This is a genomic window from Micromonospora tarapacensis, from assembly GCF_019697375.1.
Lineage (GTDB): Bacteria > Actinomycetota > Actinomycetes > Mycobacteriales > Micromonosporaceae > Micromonospora > Micromonospora tarapacensis.
The window spans coordinates 481,777-499,409 of sequence record NZ_JAHCDI010000003.1; the positions used below are offsets into that span (position 1 = coordinate 481,777).

At 73.1% G+C, this 17,633-nt stretch carries 13 protein-coding genes and 4 pseudogenes; 14 read left to right on the top strand and 3 right to left on the bottom strand.

Features of this window, described 5'->3' with window-relative positions; genetic code table 11:
- Positions 1-13: 13 nt before the first annotated feature.
- From KIF24_RS03115 to KIF24_RS03135, 5 genes and pseudogenes are all read left to right on the top strand, one after another.
- Positions 14-328 (top strand): MGMT family protein, encoded by a 315-nt coding sequence (locus KIF24_RS03115; RefSeq protein WP_221082678.1) that lies wholly within the window; start codon positions 14-16, stop codon positions 326-328.
- Positions 329-360: 32 nt separating this feature from the next.
- Positions 361-1,787: pseudogene (locus KIF24_RS03120) on the top strand (MFS transporter).
- 4 nt (positions 1,788-1,791) lie between these two features.
- Positions 1,792-3,270 carry a pyridoxal phosphate-dependent decarboxylase family protein gene (locus tag KIF24_RS03125; RefSeq protein ID WP_221082679.1) on the top strand — a complete coding sequence of 493 codons (1,479 nt, stop codon included), beginning with the start codon at positions 1,792-1,794 and terminating at the stop codon, positions 3,268-3,270.
- Positions 3,271-3,367: 97 nt separating this feature from the next.
- Positions 3,368-3,946: an NADH-quinone oxidoreductase subunit B gene (locus tag KIF24_RS03130; protein ID WP_221082680.1), complete on the top strand. Its 579-nt coding sequence runs from the start codon at positions 3,368-3,370 to the stop codon at positions 3,944-3,946.
- A 100-nt stretch (positions 3,947-4,046) separates the two neighbouring features.
- Entirely contained in the window at positions 4,047-5,360 is a 1,314-nt protein-coding gene (locus tag KIF24_RS03135) for a DUF2252 domain-containing protein (protein WP_221082681.1), read from the top strand.
- 58 nt (positions 5,361-5,418) lie between these two features.
- On the opposite strand, the gene KIF24_RS03140 is transcribed toward KIF24_RS03135, so the two are convergent.
- Entirely contained in the window at positions 5,419-6,465 is a 1,047-nt protein-coding gene (locus KIF24_RS03140; RefSeq protein ID WP_221082682.1) for a glucose 1-dehydrogenase, read from the bottom strand.
- A 157-nt stretch (positions 6,466-6,622) separates the two neighbouring features.
- On the opposite strand from KIF24_RS03140, the pseudogene KIF24_RS34890 reads away from it, so the two are divergent.
- Positions 6,623-7,021: pseudogene (locus KIF24_RS34890) on the top strand (NADH-quinone oxidoreductase subunit C); the annotation flags it as partial.
- Between the two features lie 312 nt (positions 7,022-7,333).
- Positions 7,334-8,296, top strand: a complete 963-nt coding sequence (locus KIF24_RS03150) for a complex I subunit 1/NuoH family protein (RefSeq protein ID WP_221082683.1) — start codon at positions 7,334-7,336, stop codon at positions 8,294-8,296.
- A gap of 60 nt (positions 8,297-8,356) precedes the next feature.
- Here the strand turns inward: KIF24_RS03150 and KIF24_RS03155 are convergent, their stop codons facing one another.
- Together KIF24_RS03155 and KIF24_RS03160 are read right to left on the bottom strand one after the other, a co-directional pair.
- A complete protein-coding gene (locus KIF24_RS03155) occupies positions 8,357-9,391 on the bottom strand; it encodes a glutathione S-transferase family protein (RefSeq protein WP_221082684.1) in 1,035 nt (344 codons plus the stop codon).
- Positions 9,392-9,481: 90 nt separating this feature from the next.
- Complete coding sequence (locus tag KIF24_RS03160; protein ID WP_407939858.1) at positions 9,482-9,802, bottom strand: Uma2 family endonuclease; 321 nt, start codon at positions 9,800-9,802, stop codon at positions 9,482-9,484.
- Between the two features lie 166 nt (positions 9,803-9,968).
- On the opposite strand from KIF24_RS03160, the gene KIF24_RS03165 reads away from it, so the two are divergent.
- From KIF24_RS03165 to htpX, 7 genes and pseudogenes are all read left to right on the top strand, one after another.
- Positions 9,969-10,571 (top strand): NuoI/complex I 23 kDa subunit family protein, encoded by a 603-nt coding sequence (locus KIF24_RS03165; RefSeq protein WP_407939859.1) that lies wholly within the window; start codon positions 9,969-9,971, stop codon positions 10,569-10,571.
- Positions 10,568-11,122: an NADH-quinone oxidoreductase subunit J family protein gene (locus KIF24_RS03170; RefSeq protein ID WP_221082686.1), complete on the top strand. Its 555-nt coding sequence runs from the start codon at positions 10,568-10,570 to the stop codon at positions 11,120-11,122. Before KIF24_RS03165 ends, KIF24_RS03170 begins: the two co-directional genes overlap by 4 nt.
- Positions 11,119-11,421 (top strand): annotated as a pseudogene (gene nuoK, locus KIF24_RS03175) (NADH-quinone oxidoreductase subunit NuoK); the annotation flags it as partial. The gene KIF24_RS03170 and the pseudogene nuoK, both read left to right, overlap by 4 nt.
- Before the next feature lie 79 nt (positions 11,422-11,500).
- Positions 11,501-13,453, top strand: a complete 1,953-nt coding sequence (locus KIF24_RS03180) for an NADH-quinone oxidoreductase subunit 5 family protein (RefSeq protein WP_221082687.1) — start codon at positions 11,501-11,503, stop codon at positions 13,451-13,453.
- Between the two features lie 22 nt (positions 13,454-13,475).
- Positions 13,476-15,013 (top strand): annotated as a pseudogene (locus KIF24_RS03185) (complex I subunit 4 family protein).
- Positions 15,014-15,053: 40 nt separating this feature from the next.
- A complete protein-coding gene (locus KIF24_RS03190) occupies positions 15,054-16,520 on the top strand; it encodes an NADH-quinone oxidoreductase subunit N (protein WP_221082688.1) in 1,467 nt (488 codons plus the stop codon).
- 159 nt (positions 16,521-16,679) lie between these two features.
- The gene (gene htpX, locus KIF24_RS03195; RefSeq protein ID WP_221082689.1) at positions 16,680-17,555 is read left to right on the top strand and encodes a zinc metalloprotease HtpX; all 876 of its coding nucleotides are present in this window, start codon (positions 16,680-16,682) and stop codon (positions 17,553-17,555) included.
- Positions 17,556-17,633 lie beyond the last annotated feature (78 nt).

Below are 17,633 nucleotides of genomic sequence, written 5' to 3' on the forward strand. Positions count from 1 at the left end.
AGTCTGGCCGCTTGTGACACCTGACGAGTATGTCGAGGCGGTGCTGGAGGTCGTCGACCTGATCCCACCCGGCCGGGTGATGTCGTACGGAGCGCTGGCCGACGCGCTGGCCGAGCGCTCCGGGCGGGCATCGGCCCGGCTGGTCGGGGCGATCATGGCGCGGCACGGCGGTGGCACTGCCTGGCACCGGGTGGTCAACGCCTCCGGTGGCCTGCCGCCCCGGCTCGCGGCCGAGGCCCGGGTTCGGTGGCTGGCCGAGGGTACGCCGCTGCGCCAGGACCGGGTGGACATGCGGGCGGCCAGCTGGCGGCCCGGTGAGGGGATGTGATCGGCCGGATAACGTGAGTAATATTCGGCGCCATGAACGCGCCGCCGGGTGGATCCGGCCCACCACCCGCCGCCGTCCCGGCCCTCGCCGGACCAGCCGGGGCCCGCCCGGTCTGCCGCGCGGGGTGCACGCCGGCTACGCGCTCGGCTCGCTGGCCACCGGGGCGTTCGGCACGGTGCCCGGCCTGTTGCTGCTGCCGTACCTCACCGACACGCTCGGCGTGACCGCCGGGGTGGCGGCCCTGCTGGTGCTGCTACCGAAGGCGTGGGACGTGCTGATCAACCCGGTGGCCGGGCGGATCTCCGACCGCACCCGGTCCCGCTGGGGTGCCCGCCGGCCGTACCTGCTGTTCGGCGGGCTGGCACTGGCCGCGCTCTTCGGTGCCATCTTCGCCGCGCCGTTCGGCGCCGGTCCCGCGGCCGGGGCGTACGTCGCCGTCGCCTTCCTGGCCACCGCGACCGCGTTCGCCTTCTTCCAGGTGCCGTACGTGGCGATGCCGGCCGAGTTGACCAGCGACTACGCCGAACGTACCCGGATGATGACCTGGCGGATCGCGGTGCTGGCGCTGGCCATCCTGGTGGCCGGTGCGGTGGCCCCGCTGGTGCGCGACGCGGCCGGCGGAGGTGTGCCGGGGCACCGCTGGATGGGTGTCTTCGTGGCGGTGCTGATCGCGCTGGGTGCGGTCGGCGCCTTCCTGGGCACCCGGTCCGCCCCGCTGGGTGCGGTCGCGGAGAGTGAACCGACCCTGCGCGCCCAGCTCGGCGTCGCCGGCCGCAACCGGCCCTTCCGGGCGCTGCTGCTCTGCTTCGTGGTGCAGTCCGCCGGGGTGGCGACGATCCTCGCGGGTGTCCAGTACTTCGCCGACCAGATCCTGCGCGACCCGGCGACCGGCCCGACCGTCCTGTTCGTCTGCTTCGTCGGGCCGGCGCTGGTGGTGATGCCGCTCTGGTCGCGGGTGGGTGCGCGGGTGGGCAAGCTCGCCGCCCTGGTGGCCGCGTCGCTGATCCTGTCGTTCGGCGGGTTGGCGCTGGTCGCCGCGCCGGTGCTGCCGGCCGCCGTGATCTACCTGCTGGTCGCGTTGATCGGCGTGGGGTACGCCGGGCAGCAGGTGTTCGCCCTGGCCATGCTCCCGGACTGCATCGCCTACGACACCGCGCGGACCGGCCGCCGGCAGGCCGGCGTCTTCACCGGCCTGTGGACCGCCGGCGAGACCTTCGGCCTGGCCCTGGGCCCCGGCATCTACGGCCTGGTGCTCGCCGTCTCCGGCTACGTCTCCTCCTCCACCGGAACGGCCGCGCCCCAGTCGGACAGCGCCCGCCTCGGCATCCTGCTCGGCTTCACCCTGCTCCCCGCCCTCCTGATCGCCCTACCCACCCTCCTCCTCCACCCCCACCCCTCGCCGATCATGGAGTTGTGGCAGGGACAAAAGCCGCCGAGCAGCACGGAAAGGGCACCATAACTCCATGATCGACGAAAGTGGTTCGGCGCTGCCCGAGCACGGGGTACCGGCCGAGCAGGTGCTGGCGGAGATCCGGCAGCTGCGGGCGATGGACCGGCCGACGCATGGTGGGCGGCTGTTCGCCTACGTCTACGACCCCGCCGTGCCGGGGCTGGACGAACTCGCCACCGCCGCGTACGCGCTCAGCGCCCACGTCAACGGGCTCGACCCGACCGCCTTCCCGTCCCTGCTCGCCATGGAGAACGCGCTGGTGGGCGCCGCCGCGCGGCTGCTCGGCGGCGGGCCCGGCACGAGCGCGCCGGACGCGGTCGGCAGCGTCACCAGCGGCGGCACCGAGTCGCTCATCCTGGCCGTGAAGGCCGCCCGGGACGCCCGGCCGGACGTGGCGGCGCCCCGGCTCGTGGTGCCCGCCAGCGCCCACGCCGCGTTCGCCAAGGCGGCCCACTACCTGCGGGTGGAACTCGACACGGTGCCCCTCGACCCGGTGACCCTGCGGCCGGCGGTCACCGAGGTGGCCGCCGCCATCCGACCCGAGACGGTGCTGGTGGCCTGCTCCGCCCCCGCGTACGCGCACGGCGTCGTCGACCCGGTCGAGCAGATCGCCGAGGTGGCCGCCGCCGCCGGGGTGCGCTGCCACGTGGACGCCTGCTTCGGTGGCTGGACCCTGCCCTACCTGCGCCGCCTCGGCGCGCCGGTGCCCGCGTTCGACCTCGCCGTGCCCGGGGTCACCTCGATCTCCGTCGACCTGCACAAGTACGCGTACGCGCCGAAGGGCGTCTCGGTGCTGCTGCACCGGGATCCGGAGCTGCGCGCCCCGCAGTACTTCGGGTACGCCGACTGGCCCGGGTACACGATGATCAACCCGGTGATCTCGTCCACCCGCTCCGGCGGGCCGATCGCCGCCGCGTACGCGACCCTGCGGTACCTCGGCGACGACGGCTACCTCGAACTGGCTCGCCGGACCAGCGAGGCGGTGCGGGAACTGGCCGGGGCGGTACGCGGCGTCGACGGGCTGCGACTGGTCGCCGAGCCGGAGTCGACAGTGGTCTGCTTCACCGCAACCGACCCCGGGCTCGACCTGTTCGTGCTGGTCGACGAGCTGGCCGCGGCTGGCTGGCACACCCAGCCCCAGCTGACGTACGCCGGCCTGCCGCGCAGCGTGCACCTGACGGTGACCGCCGCGGTGGCGCCCCGGGCGGCCGAGTTCGGCACCGACCTGGCCGAGGCGGTCACCGCCGCCCGGGTGGCCGGCCCGGTCGTGCTGCCGCCCGAACTGCTCGCCCTGGCCGGCTCCCTGGCCCCGGAGGCCCTCACCGGAGACCTGGTCGCCGGGCTGGCCGCCGGGCTGGGCCTCGGCGGCGGCGGTGCCGCGCTGCCGGACCGGATGGCGCCGGTGAACACGCTGCTGGACGCGGCTCCGCCCGCGCTGCGGGAACGGCTGCTGGTGGAGTTCGTCAGCCTGCTGCAACGCCCGGCCTACTGAGTCGACCGCCTGCACCGGGCCGGTCGGGCCGCGAACACCCTCCGATCGGCCGGCGGGGCCTGTGGTTGACTGTCCGGGGGACGGGAAGGGGGCGGTCGTGCAACTGCCGGCGGTGCTCGGCGAGCCGATCCGGTTCGTGCTCAACTGGGGCCGGCGTTACTCGCTCTGGGTCTTCAACTTCGGCCTGGCCTGCTGTGCCATCGAGTTCATCGCGACCAGCATGTCCCGGCACGACTTCATCCGGCTCGGCGTGATCCCGTTCGCGCATGGCCCCCGGCAGGCCGACCTGATGGTGGTCTCCGGCACGGTCACCGACAAGATGGCCCCGGCGATCAAGCGGCTGTACGACCAGATGCCCGAGCCGAAGTACGTCATCTCGTTCGGCGCCTGCTCCAACTGCGGCGGCCCGTACTGGGACTCGTACTCGGTGACCAAGGGTGTCGACCAGCTCATCCCGGTCGACGTCTACGTGCCGGGCTGCCCGCCCCGACCGGAGGCGCTGTTGCACGGCATCCTCCGCCTCCAGGAGAAGATCGCCGCCGAGCAGTCCGGCATCGGCGGGGTGCCCCGCCCCGACCCGCTCGCCCCGCCGGTCGACGCACCGCCCAGCGACGGCGCACCGCCACGTTCCGCGGCGTCCCTCACCGCACCGTCGGTCCGCCCGCCAACCCCCTGAGATCACCCGTCCGGGCCGGTTCCCGGCGGTCCGTACGGCCGGTCGGGACGGGTCACTCGGCTGGGCGGCGGGCTGGTGAGGCTTCGCTAGCGTACGGTCCATGACCGACGTTGAGCAGCGTTCCGCCTTCATCATCCGGGTCCTGACCGAGGAGTTCGGCACCCTGATGGCGCTCGACCCGGGCGCCTTCCGGCGCAAGTTCCGCAAGATGGCCGCCTCACCGTTCGCCTTCTACCGGGGCAGCGCCAGCCTCTTCTACGCCGACCAGCGCGGCGACTTCGTCGACGACCGTTTCCTCGACGGGCAGACCAGCCGGGTGTGGATCCACGGCGACCTGCACGCGGAGAACTTCGGCACCTACATGAACGGCTCCGGCCAGCTCGTCTTCAACGTCAACGACTTCGACGAGGCGTACGTCGGCCCGTTCACCTGGGACCTGCGGCGGTTCGTCGCCAGCGTGGCGCTGATCGGCTACACCAAGGCGCTCTCCGACCGGGTGATCAGCGATCTGGTGACCGGCTTCGCCGAGAGCTACCTGACCGAGTTGCGGGCCATCGCCGACGGCGGGGACGACGCGATCGGTTCGATCACGCTGGACAACGCCGACGGTGTGCTGCGCCGGGTGCTCCACCAGGCGCGGCTCAACACCCGGGTCGACCTGCTGCACACCCAGACCACCATCGACAACTACGAGCGGCGCTTCTCCGTCGGTGACGGGGTGTACGAGATCGACGGCGACACCCGGGCGCGGGTCTGCGCCGCCTTCGAGGACTACCTCGGCACGTTGCCGGCCGCCACCGCCCAGGCCCGTCCGGTGTCGTCGCACATCAAGGACGTGGTGCAGCGCAAGGGCGTCGGCATCGGCTCGGCCGGGCTGCCGTCGTACAACCTCCTCCTGGAGGGGCACACCCAGGCGCTGGAGAACGATGTCGTGATCTACATGAAGCAGGCGCAGGTGCCGGCGGTGGCCCGCTACGTCGACGACGAGCGGGTCCGCGGCTACTTCCGGCACCAGGGACACCGCACCGCCGAGTCGCAGCGGGCCCTCCAGGCGCACGCCGACCCGTGGGTGGGCTTCACCGAGCTGGACGGGGTCGGCCAGCTCGTCGCCGAGGTCTCACCGTACGCGGCCGACCTGGACTGGGCGGACGTCAACGAGCCCGAGGAACTGGCCGGGGTGCTGGCCGACCTGGGCCACGCGGTGGCCCGCATGCACTCGGTGGCCGACGACGAATCCAGCCACGACCTGGTCGACTACTCCACCGAGGAGGCGATCGTCGCCACCGTCGACGCGGATCCCGCCGGCTTCGTCGCGCACCTGGTCGACTTCGCCCACGCGTACGGCGTACGTGCCCGGCGGGACCACCAGCTCTTCGTCGACCTGTTCCGCAACGGCCGGCTGCCCGGGATCTGAGCCCCGGCTCCGGTGGCCGGTCGAGTTCGGCCCGGCCCAGCCCGCTCCGCCGGCGGAGTCATGTGGTGAAGTCGAGCACCACCTTGATGTCCTGCGGGCCGGGGGAGTACGCGGCGGTGTATTCCGGCAGCGGTACCCGGCGGGTGATCAGCGAACCGAGCCAGGCGTGATCCGCCTTGGACAGCGCCTCGGCGGCGCCGTCCCAGTGCCGCCGGTTGGCGTTCACCGAGCCGAAGACCACGTTGTTCTCCAGGACCAGCGTCCGGTTGAGTGCTCCGGCGTCGAAGTCGATCCTCCGGCCGCCGCTGGAGACCCCGGCCAGGCAGACGATCCCGTTGGGGCCGACCTTGCACATGGCCTCCAGGACGACCACCGGCGCGCCGGTGCACTCGACGATGACGTCCGGTTCGAGGTCGAGCTGGTCGAGCGGCCCGGAGTGGTAGGTCGCGCCGAGCGCGCCGGCCAGCGCGGGCTTCGGGCCCTCGGTTGCCAGGTCGAGCACGTGCACGGAGAGCCCACGCTGGCTGGCCAGCAACGCGGCCAGCAGGCCGATCGGTCCGGCACCGGTGATCAACGCCGTGCGCGGCTGCCACTCCGCCCGGCGGCCGATCCGGTCGATGTGGTCCCACGCCTTGATCATCACGCTTGTCGGTTCGAGCAGCATGCCGACCTCGGCCAGAGCCGGATCCAGTCCCACGGCGAACGGGGGCTGTAGCCGCCATCGCTGGCGGGCGAAGCCCGGCAGGCCCTTGATGCCGTGCTCGGTGAACATGCCGTTGCGGCACATGTCCCACTCGCCGACGGCGCAGTTCGGGCAGGGCAGCGGATCCGGATGGCGGACGATCCCGGCCACCAGGTCACCGGGTTGCAGCGTGCCGGTCGGGTCCTCCAGCACCCGGCCCAGCGACTCGTGTCCGAGCACCAGATGGTCGCTGCCGGGCGGAGCCTCGCCGTACTGCCCTTCGATGATCTCGATGTCGGTCCCACAGACGCCCACCGAGAGCGCCTCGACCAGGATCGGGCCCTCCTCGTTGGCCGGCTCCGGATAGTCGTCGAGCATCCGCAGCGATCCGGGCACTCCGGGAATGACGGTCACAGCGCGCACCAGCCCATCGTGGCGGCGACCGGCGAGCCGCCGCCGGCAAAGCGCGGATCGTCACCCTGCCGCGTACACCCATCCGGTGGGCGGATCAGCGGGCCCGACGCACGAGGAGACGGGCGGGCCGACGCGCGCCGCGGCCGGCGCCCATAGGATCAGCGTCATGACACCGGAAGAGGTCGGCCGGCGGCTCGTCGCGCTGCTCGCGCCCGTCGAGGCCACCGCCACGGTCTCCGGCGGTCAGGTTCACTCCCGGGCCACCGTCGACGTACCCGCGCACGCCTGGCGGGCGGCACTGCTGGCCGCTCGGGACGACGCCGCGCTGAGCTGCGACTACTTCGACTGGCTCTCCGCCGTCGACGAGCTGTCCGACGGCTTCGACGTGGTGACCCACCTGTGGTCCACCACGCTGCGGCACGGCGTGCTGCTGCGCGCCCGGATCCCCCGTGACACACCGACGGTCGATTCCGTGGTGGCGGTCTACCCGGGTGCCGCCTGGCACGAGCGGGAGACCCACGAGATGTTCGGCATCGAGTTCGCCGGGCACGCCGACCTGCGGCCACTGCTGCTCCCGCCGGAGTTCGAGGGGCACCCGCTGCGCAAGGAGTTCGTGCTCGCCTCGCGGGTGGCCAAGCCCTGGCCGGGGGCGAAGGAGCCGGGCGAGTCGGAGGCGGGCGGGGGCCGACGGCCGATCCGGCCTCCCGGCGTACCCGCGCCGGGGAGTGGGGACGATCCCGACGCCGGCCGGAGCCGGCGGCGTCGAGGAGGGGCCGCGCGGTGGCACCCCGGCCCGCCCGGGCCGCGAGCGACCCGCCCGCCCGGCACCGGGAGCGCGGGCCCGGCGCGTGGAGCCCGACGAGGGGGGTACGGCCTGATGCCACTCTGGCTGGAACTGGTGATCCGGATCGGCGGGGTGCTGGCGGCCTTCCTCCTCCTGCCGCTGCTGGTCGGCCAGGCGGAGCACAAGGTGATGGCGCACATGCAGGGCCGGCTCGGGCCGATGTACGCCGGCGGGTTCCACGGCTGGGCGCAGCTGATCGCCGACGGGGTGAAGTTCGTGCAGAAGGAGGACGTCACCCCCCGGGCGGCGGACCGGCCGGTGTTCCGGCTGGCACCGGCGGTGGCGCTGGTGCCGTACCTGCTGGCCCTGCTGGTGATTCCGCTCGGCCCGAACGACCTGGTCGGGCAGCCGCTGGACATCGGCTTGTTCTTCGTGCTGGCGGTGGTCGGCGTGGGCGTGCTGGCCGTGCTCATGTCGGCCTGGGCCTCGGCCAGCAAGTACAGCCTGCTCGGCGGGTTGCGCGGTGCGGCGCAGCTGCTCGGCTACGAGTTGCCGCTGGTGCTGGCCGCCGCGTCGGTGGCGATGGCCGCCGGCACGTTGAGCCTGTCCGGCATCGTCGAGGCGTGGCAGCCCTGGTGGCTGATCTGGCAGGCACCGGCGATGGTGGTCTTCTTCCTGGCCGGCCTGGCCGAGATCCGCCGGCCGCCGTTCGACATGCCGGTGGCCGACTCCGAGCTGGTCTTCGGCTACCTGACCGAGTACACGGGCCTGCGCTTCGCGTTCCTGCTGCTGGCCGAGTACGTCGGCATCGTGGTGATCGCCGCGCTCACCACCGTGCTCTTTCTCGGTGGCTGGCAGGGCCCGTTCGCCGACGCGCAGCTCGGCTGGCTCTGGACCCTGCTCAAGGTCGCCGCCGTCAGCTTCGTGATCATCTGGCTGCGGGTGTCCTACCCACGCCTGCGCGAGGACCAGCTGCAACGCCTCTGCTGGCTGGTCCTCGTCCCGGCCGCCCTCGCCCAGCTCGTCCTCACCGCCGCCGTCCGCCTGGCGCTCTGATCCCCACCGAGCCGGCCGGGCGAGGACCGTCTTCGATCAGCCCGGCGGGTGGGTTGGCTGTCAGGGCAGCGGGGTGTGGGTGGGGTCGACCCGTTCGGCCGCCGGGGGCGGTGGAGGTGGGGTGCCGTCGCCGAACGGGCGGCCACCGAGGGCCGCACGGTCGTGCGGGGTGAGCCAGTCCGACAGGTCGGGGCCGAGCGGCACGATGCCGGTCGGGTTGATGTCCCGATGCACCTCGTAGTAGTGCCGCTTGATGTGGTCGAAGTCGACCGTGTCACCGAAACCGGGAGTCTGGAACAGGTCCCGGGCGTACGCCCACAGCACCGGCATCTCGCTCAGCTTCTGCCGGTTGCACTTGAAGTGGCCGTGGTAGACCGGATCGAAGCGGACCAGCGTGGTGAACAGCCGCACATCGGCCTCGGTGATGGTGTCGCCGACCAGGTAGCGCTGCCCGGCCAGCCGCTCGCCGAGCCAGTCGAGCCGGTCGAACAGCCGGTGGTACGCCCTCTCGTACGCCCGCTGGCTCCCGGCGAAGCCGCACCGGTAGACGCCGTTGTTCACGTCGGCGAAGACCACCGCGTTGACCTCGTCGATCTCGGCGCGCAGGTGCTCCGGGTACAGCTGTGGAGCACCGGTGCGGTGGTCCGCGGCCCACTCGGTGGACAGGTCCAGGCTCATCTGGGCGTAGTCGTTCGTCACCACCTGGCCGGTCGGCACGTCGACGATGGCGGGCACGGTGATGCCGCGCGGATAGTCCGGGAATCGGGCGAAGTAGGCCTGCTGGAGGCGCTCGATGCCGAGCACCGGGTCCCGCCCGTCGGGGTCGAGGTCGAAGGTCCAGCTCCGCGCGTCGTGCGTCGGCCCGGCGACGGCCATCGAGATCGCGTCCTCCAGGCCGAGCAGCCGACGCACGATGATCAGGCGGTTGGCCCAGGGGCAGGCCCGGCTGACCGCCAACCGGTACCGGCCGGGTTCGACCGGGTAGCCGTCGCGCCCGTCGACGGTGATCCTGGTGGTGATGTAGTTCTGGTCCCGGTTGAAATCGCCGGCCGGCTCGACGTACTTGCCGCCGGTGCTCTTGTCGCCCTCGCCCATGTCGCCCCCAGATGTGCCGAGTCGTCCTCGGTCCCATCATGGCGGATCTTCATCCGGTCGGCCCGGTGGGCCGGCGAAACCGCATAGGCCTCAGCGGGAGCGGGGGGCGACCCGGTCGAGCGGGATGTCCGCCTCGGCGTAGAGCGCCGGCTTGAGCACCCGGTCGATGCTGCGCGAGCCCTCCGAGACGATCTCGACCACCAGCATGACCTCGTTCGGGCGGTAGTACGAGGGGTTGCGGGACGCGGCGTCCAGCTCGGTGACCAGCACGTCGGGAGTGAAGGCTCGATTGCGGGACAGCCGCACCTCCACGCCGTGGGTGACGTCGAGATCGGTGGGGCAGGTCTCTTCCAGAGCGGCCATGAGGCGGCCGGCGATGGATTGGTGGAGTCGCGTGGGGGAGGGCGACACGATCAGGTTTCCGTCCAGGAGTTCGCGACGGCGGATCGTCGTCGGGCAGCGCGGCGGTCATTGACGGGTCCTTTCCGATGCGCCGTTCTCCCCTGTGGCCACCGTACTACCACCTACCCCCGGGTGGTGGTCGCGCGCGACGTGGGCACAGGGCAGGATGGTCGTCATGAGTGAGCGGGAGCGAGGCGAGGCGACCGGGTTGCCCGGCAGCGGCCTGGTGAAGGGACTCGCCGTCACGTTGAAGACGATGACGAAGCGTGCCTCCACGGCGCAGTACCCGGACGTCGCCCCCGAGCTGCCGCCCCGCTCGCGCGGGGTGATCGCGCTGCTGGAGGAGAACTGCACGGTCTGCATGCTCTGTGCCCGCGAGTGTCCGGACTGGTGCATCTACATCGACTCGCACAAGGAGGAGGTGGCGGTGCCCGGTGCCGCCCGTCCTCGCCAGCGCAACGTGCTCGACCGGTTCGACATCGACTTCTCGCTCTGCATGTACTGCGGCATCTGCATCGAGGTCTGCCCCTTCGACGCGCTCCACTGGTCGCCCGAGTTCGAGTACGCCGAGTACGACATCAAGGACCTGCTGCACGACAAGGATCACCTGGGCGAGTGGATGGCGACCGTGCCGCCGCCGCCCGCGCACGACCCGAACGGCGAGCCGGCCAAGGAGGAGACCGCCGCCGCGCGCAAGGCCGCGGTCCCCGCCGCGCCCGCCGACCGCCCGGCCGCCGACCGCCCGGCCGCCGGCGACGGCGAAGGTACGCCCGCGTGACCGGGGTGGACGCGCTGCTGCTCGGCCTCGGTGCGGTGGCGGTCGGTTCGGCGGTGCTGGTGGTGGCGACCAGGCACCTGGTCCGCGCCGGGCTCTACCTGGTGGTCTGCCTCGGCGCACTGGCCGGCATGTACCTCGTCCTCGCCGCCGAGCTGGTCGCCTGGGTGCAGGTGCTGATCTACGTCGGCGCGGTGGTGGTGCTGCTGCTGTTCGCCGTGATGCTGACCCGGGCGCCGATCGGCGCATCGGACGATCTGGACCGTCCCGGATGGCCGGCCGCGCTGATCGGCGGCGGGGTGGGGCTCGGGCTGGCGGCGCTGCTGGTCGACGCGTACCACTGGACGAGGGTGGAACTGCCCGAGGCGGGCAGCGCCGAGCGCCTCGGCGAGCAGCTCTTCAGCAGCTGGGTGCTGCCCTTCGAGCTGCTCTCGGTGCTGCTGCTCGCGGCGTTGGTCGGCGCCATCGTGCTGTCCCGGCCCGACATCGGATCCGCCGCCGACCGGAGCGCCGCCGCCGACCGGCCGGCCGGCGAACGGGGGCGCTCGCGGTGAGACCCGTCATCCCGTACGTCACCGCCGCGCTGCTCTTCGGCCTCGGCGTGTACGGCGTGTTGCGGCGGCGCAACGCGGTGCTGGTGCTGATGGCCGTCGAGTTGATGCTCAACGCCGTGAACCTGATCCTGGTCACCGCCGACACCACGGCGAAGGCGGTGCTGCCGCACGGCGGGCAGGTCTTCGCGCTCTTCGTGATCGTGCTGGCCGCCGCCGAGATCGGCGTGGGGCTGGCGATCGTGCTTCAGCTCTACCGGATGCGGGCCAGCGTCGCCGTCGACGAGATTCCGCTCGCCGAGCGCACCACCGGCGAGCCCGTGCCGGTCGCCGCCGGGCCGGCCACTGCCGCCCCGCCGGTGCCGAGCCGGAGGGTCGACGGTGAGCACCGGGACGCTGCTCGGCGCGTTGCTGCCGGTCGTACCGCTGGCCGCCGGCCTGACCGGCCTGCTGCTGCCGCCGTCGCCCCGCGGCGCGACCACCGACCAGGACACCGCCCGCCGGGTGGCCGTCGTGCTCGGGGTGGCCGGCGCGGCCGGCTCCCTCGCCCTGGCGGTGGCCCTGCTGGTCAGCCTGGACGCCCCGATCGAGTCCTCGACCACCTGGATCGACCTGGGCGGGTTCACCGTGAGCCTCGGGGTACGACTCGACGGGGCCGCCGCCCTGGTCGCCGTCGCGGTCACCGCGGTCGCCCTGGCCGTGCAGGTCTACTCCACCGGATACCTCAAGCGGGGGCCGCACGACGACGTCGACGTCGACCACCGCTACCCGCCGTACGCCGCTCAGGTGAGTCTCTTCACCGCCGCCATGCTGCTGGTGGTGGTCTCCGGGGACCTGATCCTGCTGCTGGTCGGCTGGGAGGTGATGGGGCTCTGCTCGTACCTGCTCATCGCGCACGACCGGCGACTGCCGGCGGCGCCGGCCGCCGCGATGAAGGCGTTCCTGGTGACCCGGGTCGGCGACGTCGGCTTCCTGCTCGGCATCGCGCTGCTCGGCGTCTCGGCGGGCAGCTTCCGGATCGCCGACGTACTCGCCCACGACCACGGCACCGGCACGCTCACCGCCGCCTGCCTGCTGCTGCTCGCCGGGGTGGCCGGCAAGAGCGCCCAGTTTCCGCTGCACACCTGGCTGCCCGACGCGATGGCCGGTCCCACCCCGATCTCCGCGCTGATCCACGCCGCGACCATGGTCGCCGCCGGCGTGTACGCGGTCACCCGGCTGTGGCCGCTGTTCGAGGCCACCCCCGTCGCGCTGGCCGTGCTCGGGGTGATGGCCTCGATCACCCTGCTGCTCGGCGCGCTGGCCGCCACCGCGCAGGACGACATCAAGCGGGTGCTCGCCTGGTCGACCGTCTCCCAGATCGGCTACATGACCGGCGCGCTGGCGGTCGGATCGCCGCCGGCCGCGCTGTTCCACCTGCTCACCCACGCCGCGTTCAAGGCGCTGCTGTTCCTCGCCGCCGGTGCGGTGATCCACACGGTGGGCACCACGCTGATGTCCCGGATGGGTGGGCTGCGGCGGGCCATGCCGGTGACCTTCTGGTGCACGCTGATCGGCCTCGGCGCGCTGGCCGGCGTACCGCCGCTGGCCGGCTTCTGGAGCAAGGAGGGCGTGCTCGCCGCCGCCGAGAGCGCCGGCCGGCACGGCGGCGGGCCGGCACCGGCCTGGGTGGGCTGGCTGGTCTGGCTCGCCGGGCTGGTCGGCGTGGCCCTCACCGCGTGGTACGCCACCCGGCTGCTGCTGCGCACCTTCTTCGGCACGACCCGGAATCCGCTGGCCCGCCCGCACGACCCGCCCGCGGTGCTCCGCTGGCCGGTGCTGGCGCTGGCCGTCCCGGCGGCCCTGCTCGGCCTCGCCGGTTTCCCGGGCTGGTTCTCCACCCAGTTGCAACGCTCGCTGCCGGCCGACCCCGACGCCGTGTCGGACCTGATGCCGCCGGACGGACTGATCCACCTTGCGCCGACCGTGCTGCTGCCGCTGGCGCTGCTGGTCATCGGAGCGGGGCTGGCCTGGGCGGGCTGGCGGCGGGACGACACCGCCGACCCGGCGGCGGCGCTGGGCCCGCTGCGGCCGGTCCTCGCCCGCGCGTTCCGGCTCGACGACGTCCAGCACACCCTGGTCGTACGCCCGACGACCGCGCTGGGCCGGGTGGCCCGGGCCGTCGACGAGCGGGTGGTTGACGGGGCGGTCACCGGCACCGGACGCGCCGCCCGTGCCCTCGGCGGCGGGCTGGGCCTCCTGCACCGGGCGGCGCTGCCCCGGGCCGCCGCCGCGGTGCTCGCCGGCGCGCTGCTGATCGGCCTGGCCGCCGCCCTGATCGGAGTGGCGGCATGAGCGAGCGCAGCGGAGTGACGGCATGAGATTCGGGGATTTCCTGCTGGTGGCGGTGCTCGCGGTGCCGGCGCTCGGTGCCCTCGCGGTGGCGGCCACCCCCGGGACCGGGCGGCCCGGATGGTGGGCACCGGGGCCGCCGCGCTGACCCTGATCGCGGCGGTGTCGCTGGTCGCCGGCCGGAAGGCCGGCTGGTCGGCGTACCCGCCGGAGGAGACCGCCGGGCCGCTGCGTCCCTGGCACTCGGTCGACCTGCCCTGGGTGCCGGGTCTGGACCTGCGCTTCCACCTCGGCGTGGACGGCATCTCCTGGCCGCTGGTGGTGCTGACCGCCCTGCTCACGCTGCTCTGCTGCGGTTACAGTCTCTGGCGGGTGCCGGGCGGCGGCCGCGGCCGGTCCCTGGTGGCGCTGCTGCTGGTGGTCGAGGTCGGCATCCTCGGCACCTTCCTCGCCCTCGACCTCGTGCTGTTCTTCCTCTTCTTCGAGGTCGTCCTGCTGCCGATGTACGCGATCATCGTCGGCTGGGGCGGTGACGGCGCAGACCTGGCGGCGGTCGGGGCGCGGCAGCGGGCGGCGCGGAAGTTCGCCCTGTACACCCTGTTCGGCTCGGTGCTGCTGCTGGTCGGCGTGTACGTCGTGGTCGCCGGCGCGGGCACCGCCGACATCGTCGCGCTCACCGGCGGCGCCGAGCTGACCCGGGGCACCCAACTGGCCGCCTTCACCCTGCTGGCGACGGCCTTCGCGGTGAAGAGCCCGCTGTGGCCGCTGCACTCCTGGCTGCCCGACGCGCACACCCAGGCCCCGACGGTCGGCAGCGTGCTGCTCGCCGGGGTGCTGCTCAAGATGGGCACGTACGGCCTGATCCGGGTCGCCGTCGGGGTGACCCCGGAGGGTGCCCGCTGGGCGGCACCGGTGCTCGGCGTGCTGGCCGTCGCGGCGATCCTGGTCGGCTCGCTGGTCTGCCTGGCGCAGACCGAGCTGAAGCGGCTGATCGCGTACTCCAGTGTGGGGCACATGGGCTTCGTGCTGCTCGGGGTCGCCACGCTGACCGCCACCGGCATCCAGGCGGCGCTGATCGGCAACGTCGCGCACGGCATCATCACCGGCCTGCTGTTCTTCCTGGCCGGGGCGATCAAGGACCGCACCCGCACCGGTGCCCTCCGCGAGCTGTCCGGGCTGCGGGAGACCGCACCACGCCTGTCCGGAATGCTCGCGTTCGCAGCGGTCGCCTCGCTGGGGCTGCCGGGCCTGGCCGGCTTCTGGGGTGAGGCTTTCGCCGTCGTCGCGGCGATCGAGGTGGGCGGTGGGCTGTGGATCACGCTGGCGGTGTTGGCCGCGGCCGGTGGGGCGTTGACGGCGGCGTACCTGCTCCGGTTGCTGCGGCAGGTGACCCATGGCCGGCCCAGTCCCGCCGTCGCCGTGCTCAAGCCCCGGCTGGCCGGTGCCGAGCTGGCCGCCTGGATTCCACTGGTGCTGCTCACGCTGGCCGTCGGGCTGGCTCCGACGCTGGTGCTGGGCGTCGCCGAAGCTCCGGTCGAGGCCCTGGTCGGGGTGTTGCGATGACGAGGCCGACCGCGCCGCGCGGCGCCGACCGGAGGCAGGCGTGAGCATGGTGCAGAGTGTCGACAACGTGGCGCTGCTGCCGGCGTACCTGGCCGCCGGGACGGCGGTGCTGGTGCTCCTGGTGGACCTGCTGGTGGTCCGTCCGGTGGCCACCGTGACCACGGCGGCCGTCGGGGCGGTCGCCACCGCGGTCGGTGCGGCGGCGGTCGGTGCCGGTCCCGAGCGGCGTACGTTCTGCGTCGGCACCGACTGCTCGTACGTCTTCGGCGGCCGGGCGGCCCTGGTCGCCGCCCTGGTGGCGCTGCTCGTCCTCGGGGTGCTGGCGTTGTCCGGGCCGCTGCTGCGGGCCGGGCGGACCCCGGTGGGGGAGTTCTGCTTCCTGCTCGCCTGCTCGATGACCGGTGGCGTGGTGCTCGGCGCGGCCGGCGACCTGATCACGCTGATCGTGGCGGTGGAGGTGCTCACCCTGCCGCTGTACGTCCTGGTCGGGCTGCGCCGGGGCAGCCTGGCCAGCGCCGAGGCGGCGGTGACGTTCTTCGTGGTCAGCGTGGTGGCCACCACGCTGACCCTGCTCGGTGCGGCGCTGCTCTACGCGGTCACCGGCGGGCTGCACCTGGAGCGGCTGGGCACCCTGCTCGCCGGCCGGCCGGACCTGCTCGACCTGCCGCTGACCACGGTGGCGGTGGCGCTGGTGGTGGCGGGGCTGGCGTTCAAGGTGGCGGCGGTGCCGTTCCACGCCTGGGCTCCGGCCACGTACGACGGGGCGCCGCTCCCGGTGGCCGCGTACCTGTCGACGGCGTCGAAGCTCGGCGGGGTGGTCGCCCTGCTGGCCGTCGGGCAGCACGCGCTGCCGCACCAGGTGATCGGTCCGGTGCTGGCCGTGGTCGCGGCGCTGACCATGACCGTGGGTAACCTGGTGGCGCTGCGCCAACGGCGGACCGTGCGGCTGCTCGCCTGGTCCTCGGTGGCGCAGGCCGGCTACATCCTCGCCCCGCTCGGCGCGCTGGCCCTGGCCGCCGACGCCGCTGCCCGCAACGCCGCGTACGCGGCAGCCCTCGCGTACGCCGTCTTCTTCGTGCTGCTGGAGTTGGCGGCCTTCGCCGGCGTGGTGGCCCTGCGTCCGGCGGGAGCGGACGGCGGCAGCCTGGACGACCTGCGGGGTGCCGCCCACCGGCACCCGTGGCTCGGTGCCGGTCTCGCGTTCGCGCTGGTCGGGTTGGCCGGCCTGCCGCCGGGCCTGGCCGGGCTGTTCGCCAAGGTGACGGTGGTCCGGTCGCTGCTCGGCAGCGACGCGACCTGGCTCGCCCTGGTGGTCGCGCTGAACGCGGTCATCGGCCTGGCCTACTACCTGCGGGTCGCCGCGCTGCTCTACGCCCCGGCCGGGAACGCCGTGACGCCCGCGGTCCGGCCGGCCCGCGCGGTGGCCGCCGCGCTGGCCGTGGTGACCGTGGTCGCCCTGATCGTCGGGTTCGCGCCGCAGGCCGTGCTGGACCTCGCCGGGAGCTGAACCGCGCACTCGCCGGCGGCGGAACCCCGCCGGTCCGGGGGCCATTCCCGCTCGTGACCGTCATTCAGGTAACTCTCAGTCATGAGACGGATGGTTGACGGGTACCAGCTTGTTGTACCGGTCAGCGGATCCACGCATCCGTGCACCGAAGGAGTGATCGTGCACCACAACCGTCTGAAGACCGCCGCGCTGCTCGGCCTGCTCACCTCACTGATCCTGGCGGTGGGCTACTGGTTCGGCGGCAGTGGCGGCCTGGTCGTCGCAGTTGCCGTGTCGCTGGTGATGAACGGCGTCACCTACTTCTACTCGGACAAGTTGGCACTGCGCTCGATGCGGGCGCAACCGGTCACCGAGGCGCAGTTCCCGGAGCTGTACCGCATGGTGCGGGAGTTGGCCACCGAGGCCCGGCAGCCGATGCCTCGGCTGTACGTGAGTCCGACCGCCCAGCCCAACGCGTTCGCCACGGGGCGCAACCCGCAGCACGCGGCGGTCTGCGTCACCCAGGGAATCGTCGAGATCCTCGACTACCGCGAGCTGCGGGGCGTCATCGGGCACGAGCTGTCGCACGTCTACAACCGGGACATCCTCATTTCCAGCGTGGCGGCCGGTCTGGCCGGCATCATCACCCTGCTGGCGAACCTCGCCCTGTTCATCCCGCTGGGCGGCAACAGTGACGAGGACGGGCCGAACCCGCTCGTACTGCTGCTCACCATCATCCTGGGACCGATCGCCGCGACCGTCATCCAGTTGGCGATCAGCCGGAGCCGGGAGTTCCAGGCGGACGCCTCCGGCGCCGAACTCACCCGGGACCCGCTCGCACTGGCCAGCGCCCTGCGGAAGATCCACATGGGTGCCCAGCGCCGGCCGTTGCCGGCCGAGGGCCAGCTCACCAGCACGGCACACCTGATGATCGCCAACCCCTTCAAGGGGGGCGGGGTGGCCGCGCTCTTCGCCACCCACCCGAAGATGGAGGAGCGCGTCGCCCGGCTGGAGCGGATGGCCAGCCAGCTGGGCCCGGTCCGGCACCAGCGCTGACCCGACCAACCCCTGCGCCGCCCGCGCCCGGTCCGCCCGGCGCGGGCGGTGCTCGTCCAGCCAGGTGTGAGCGCGCTA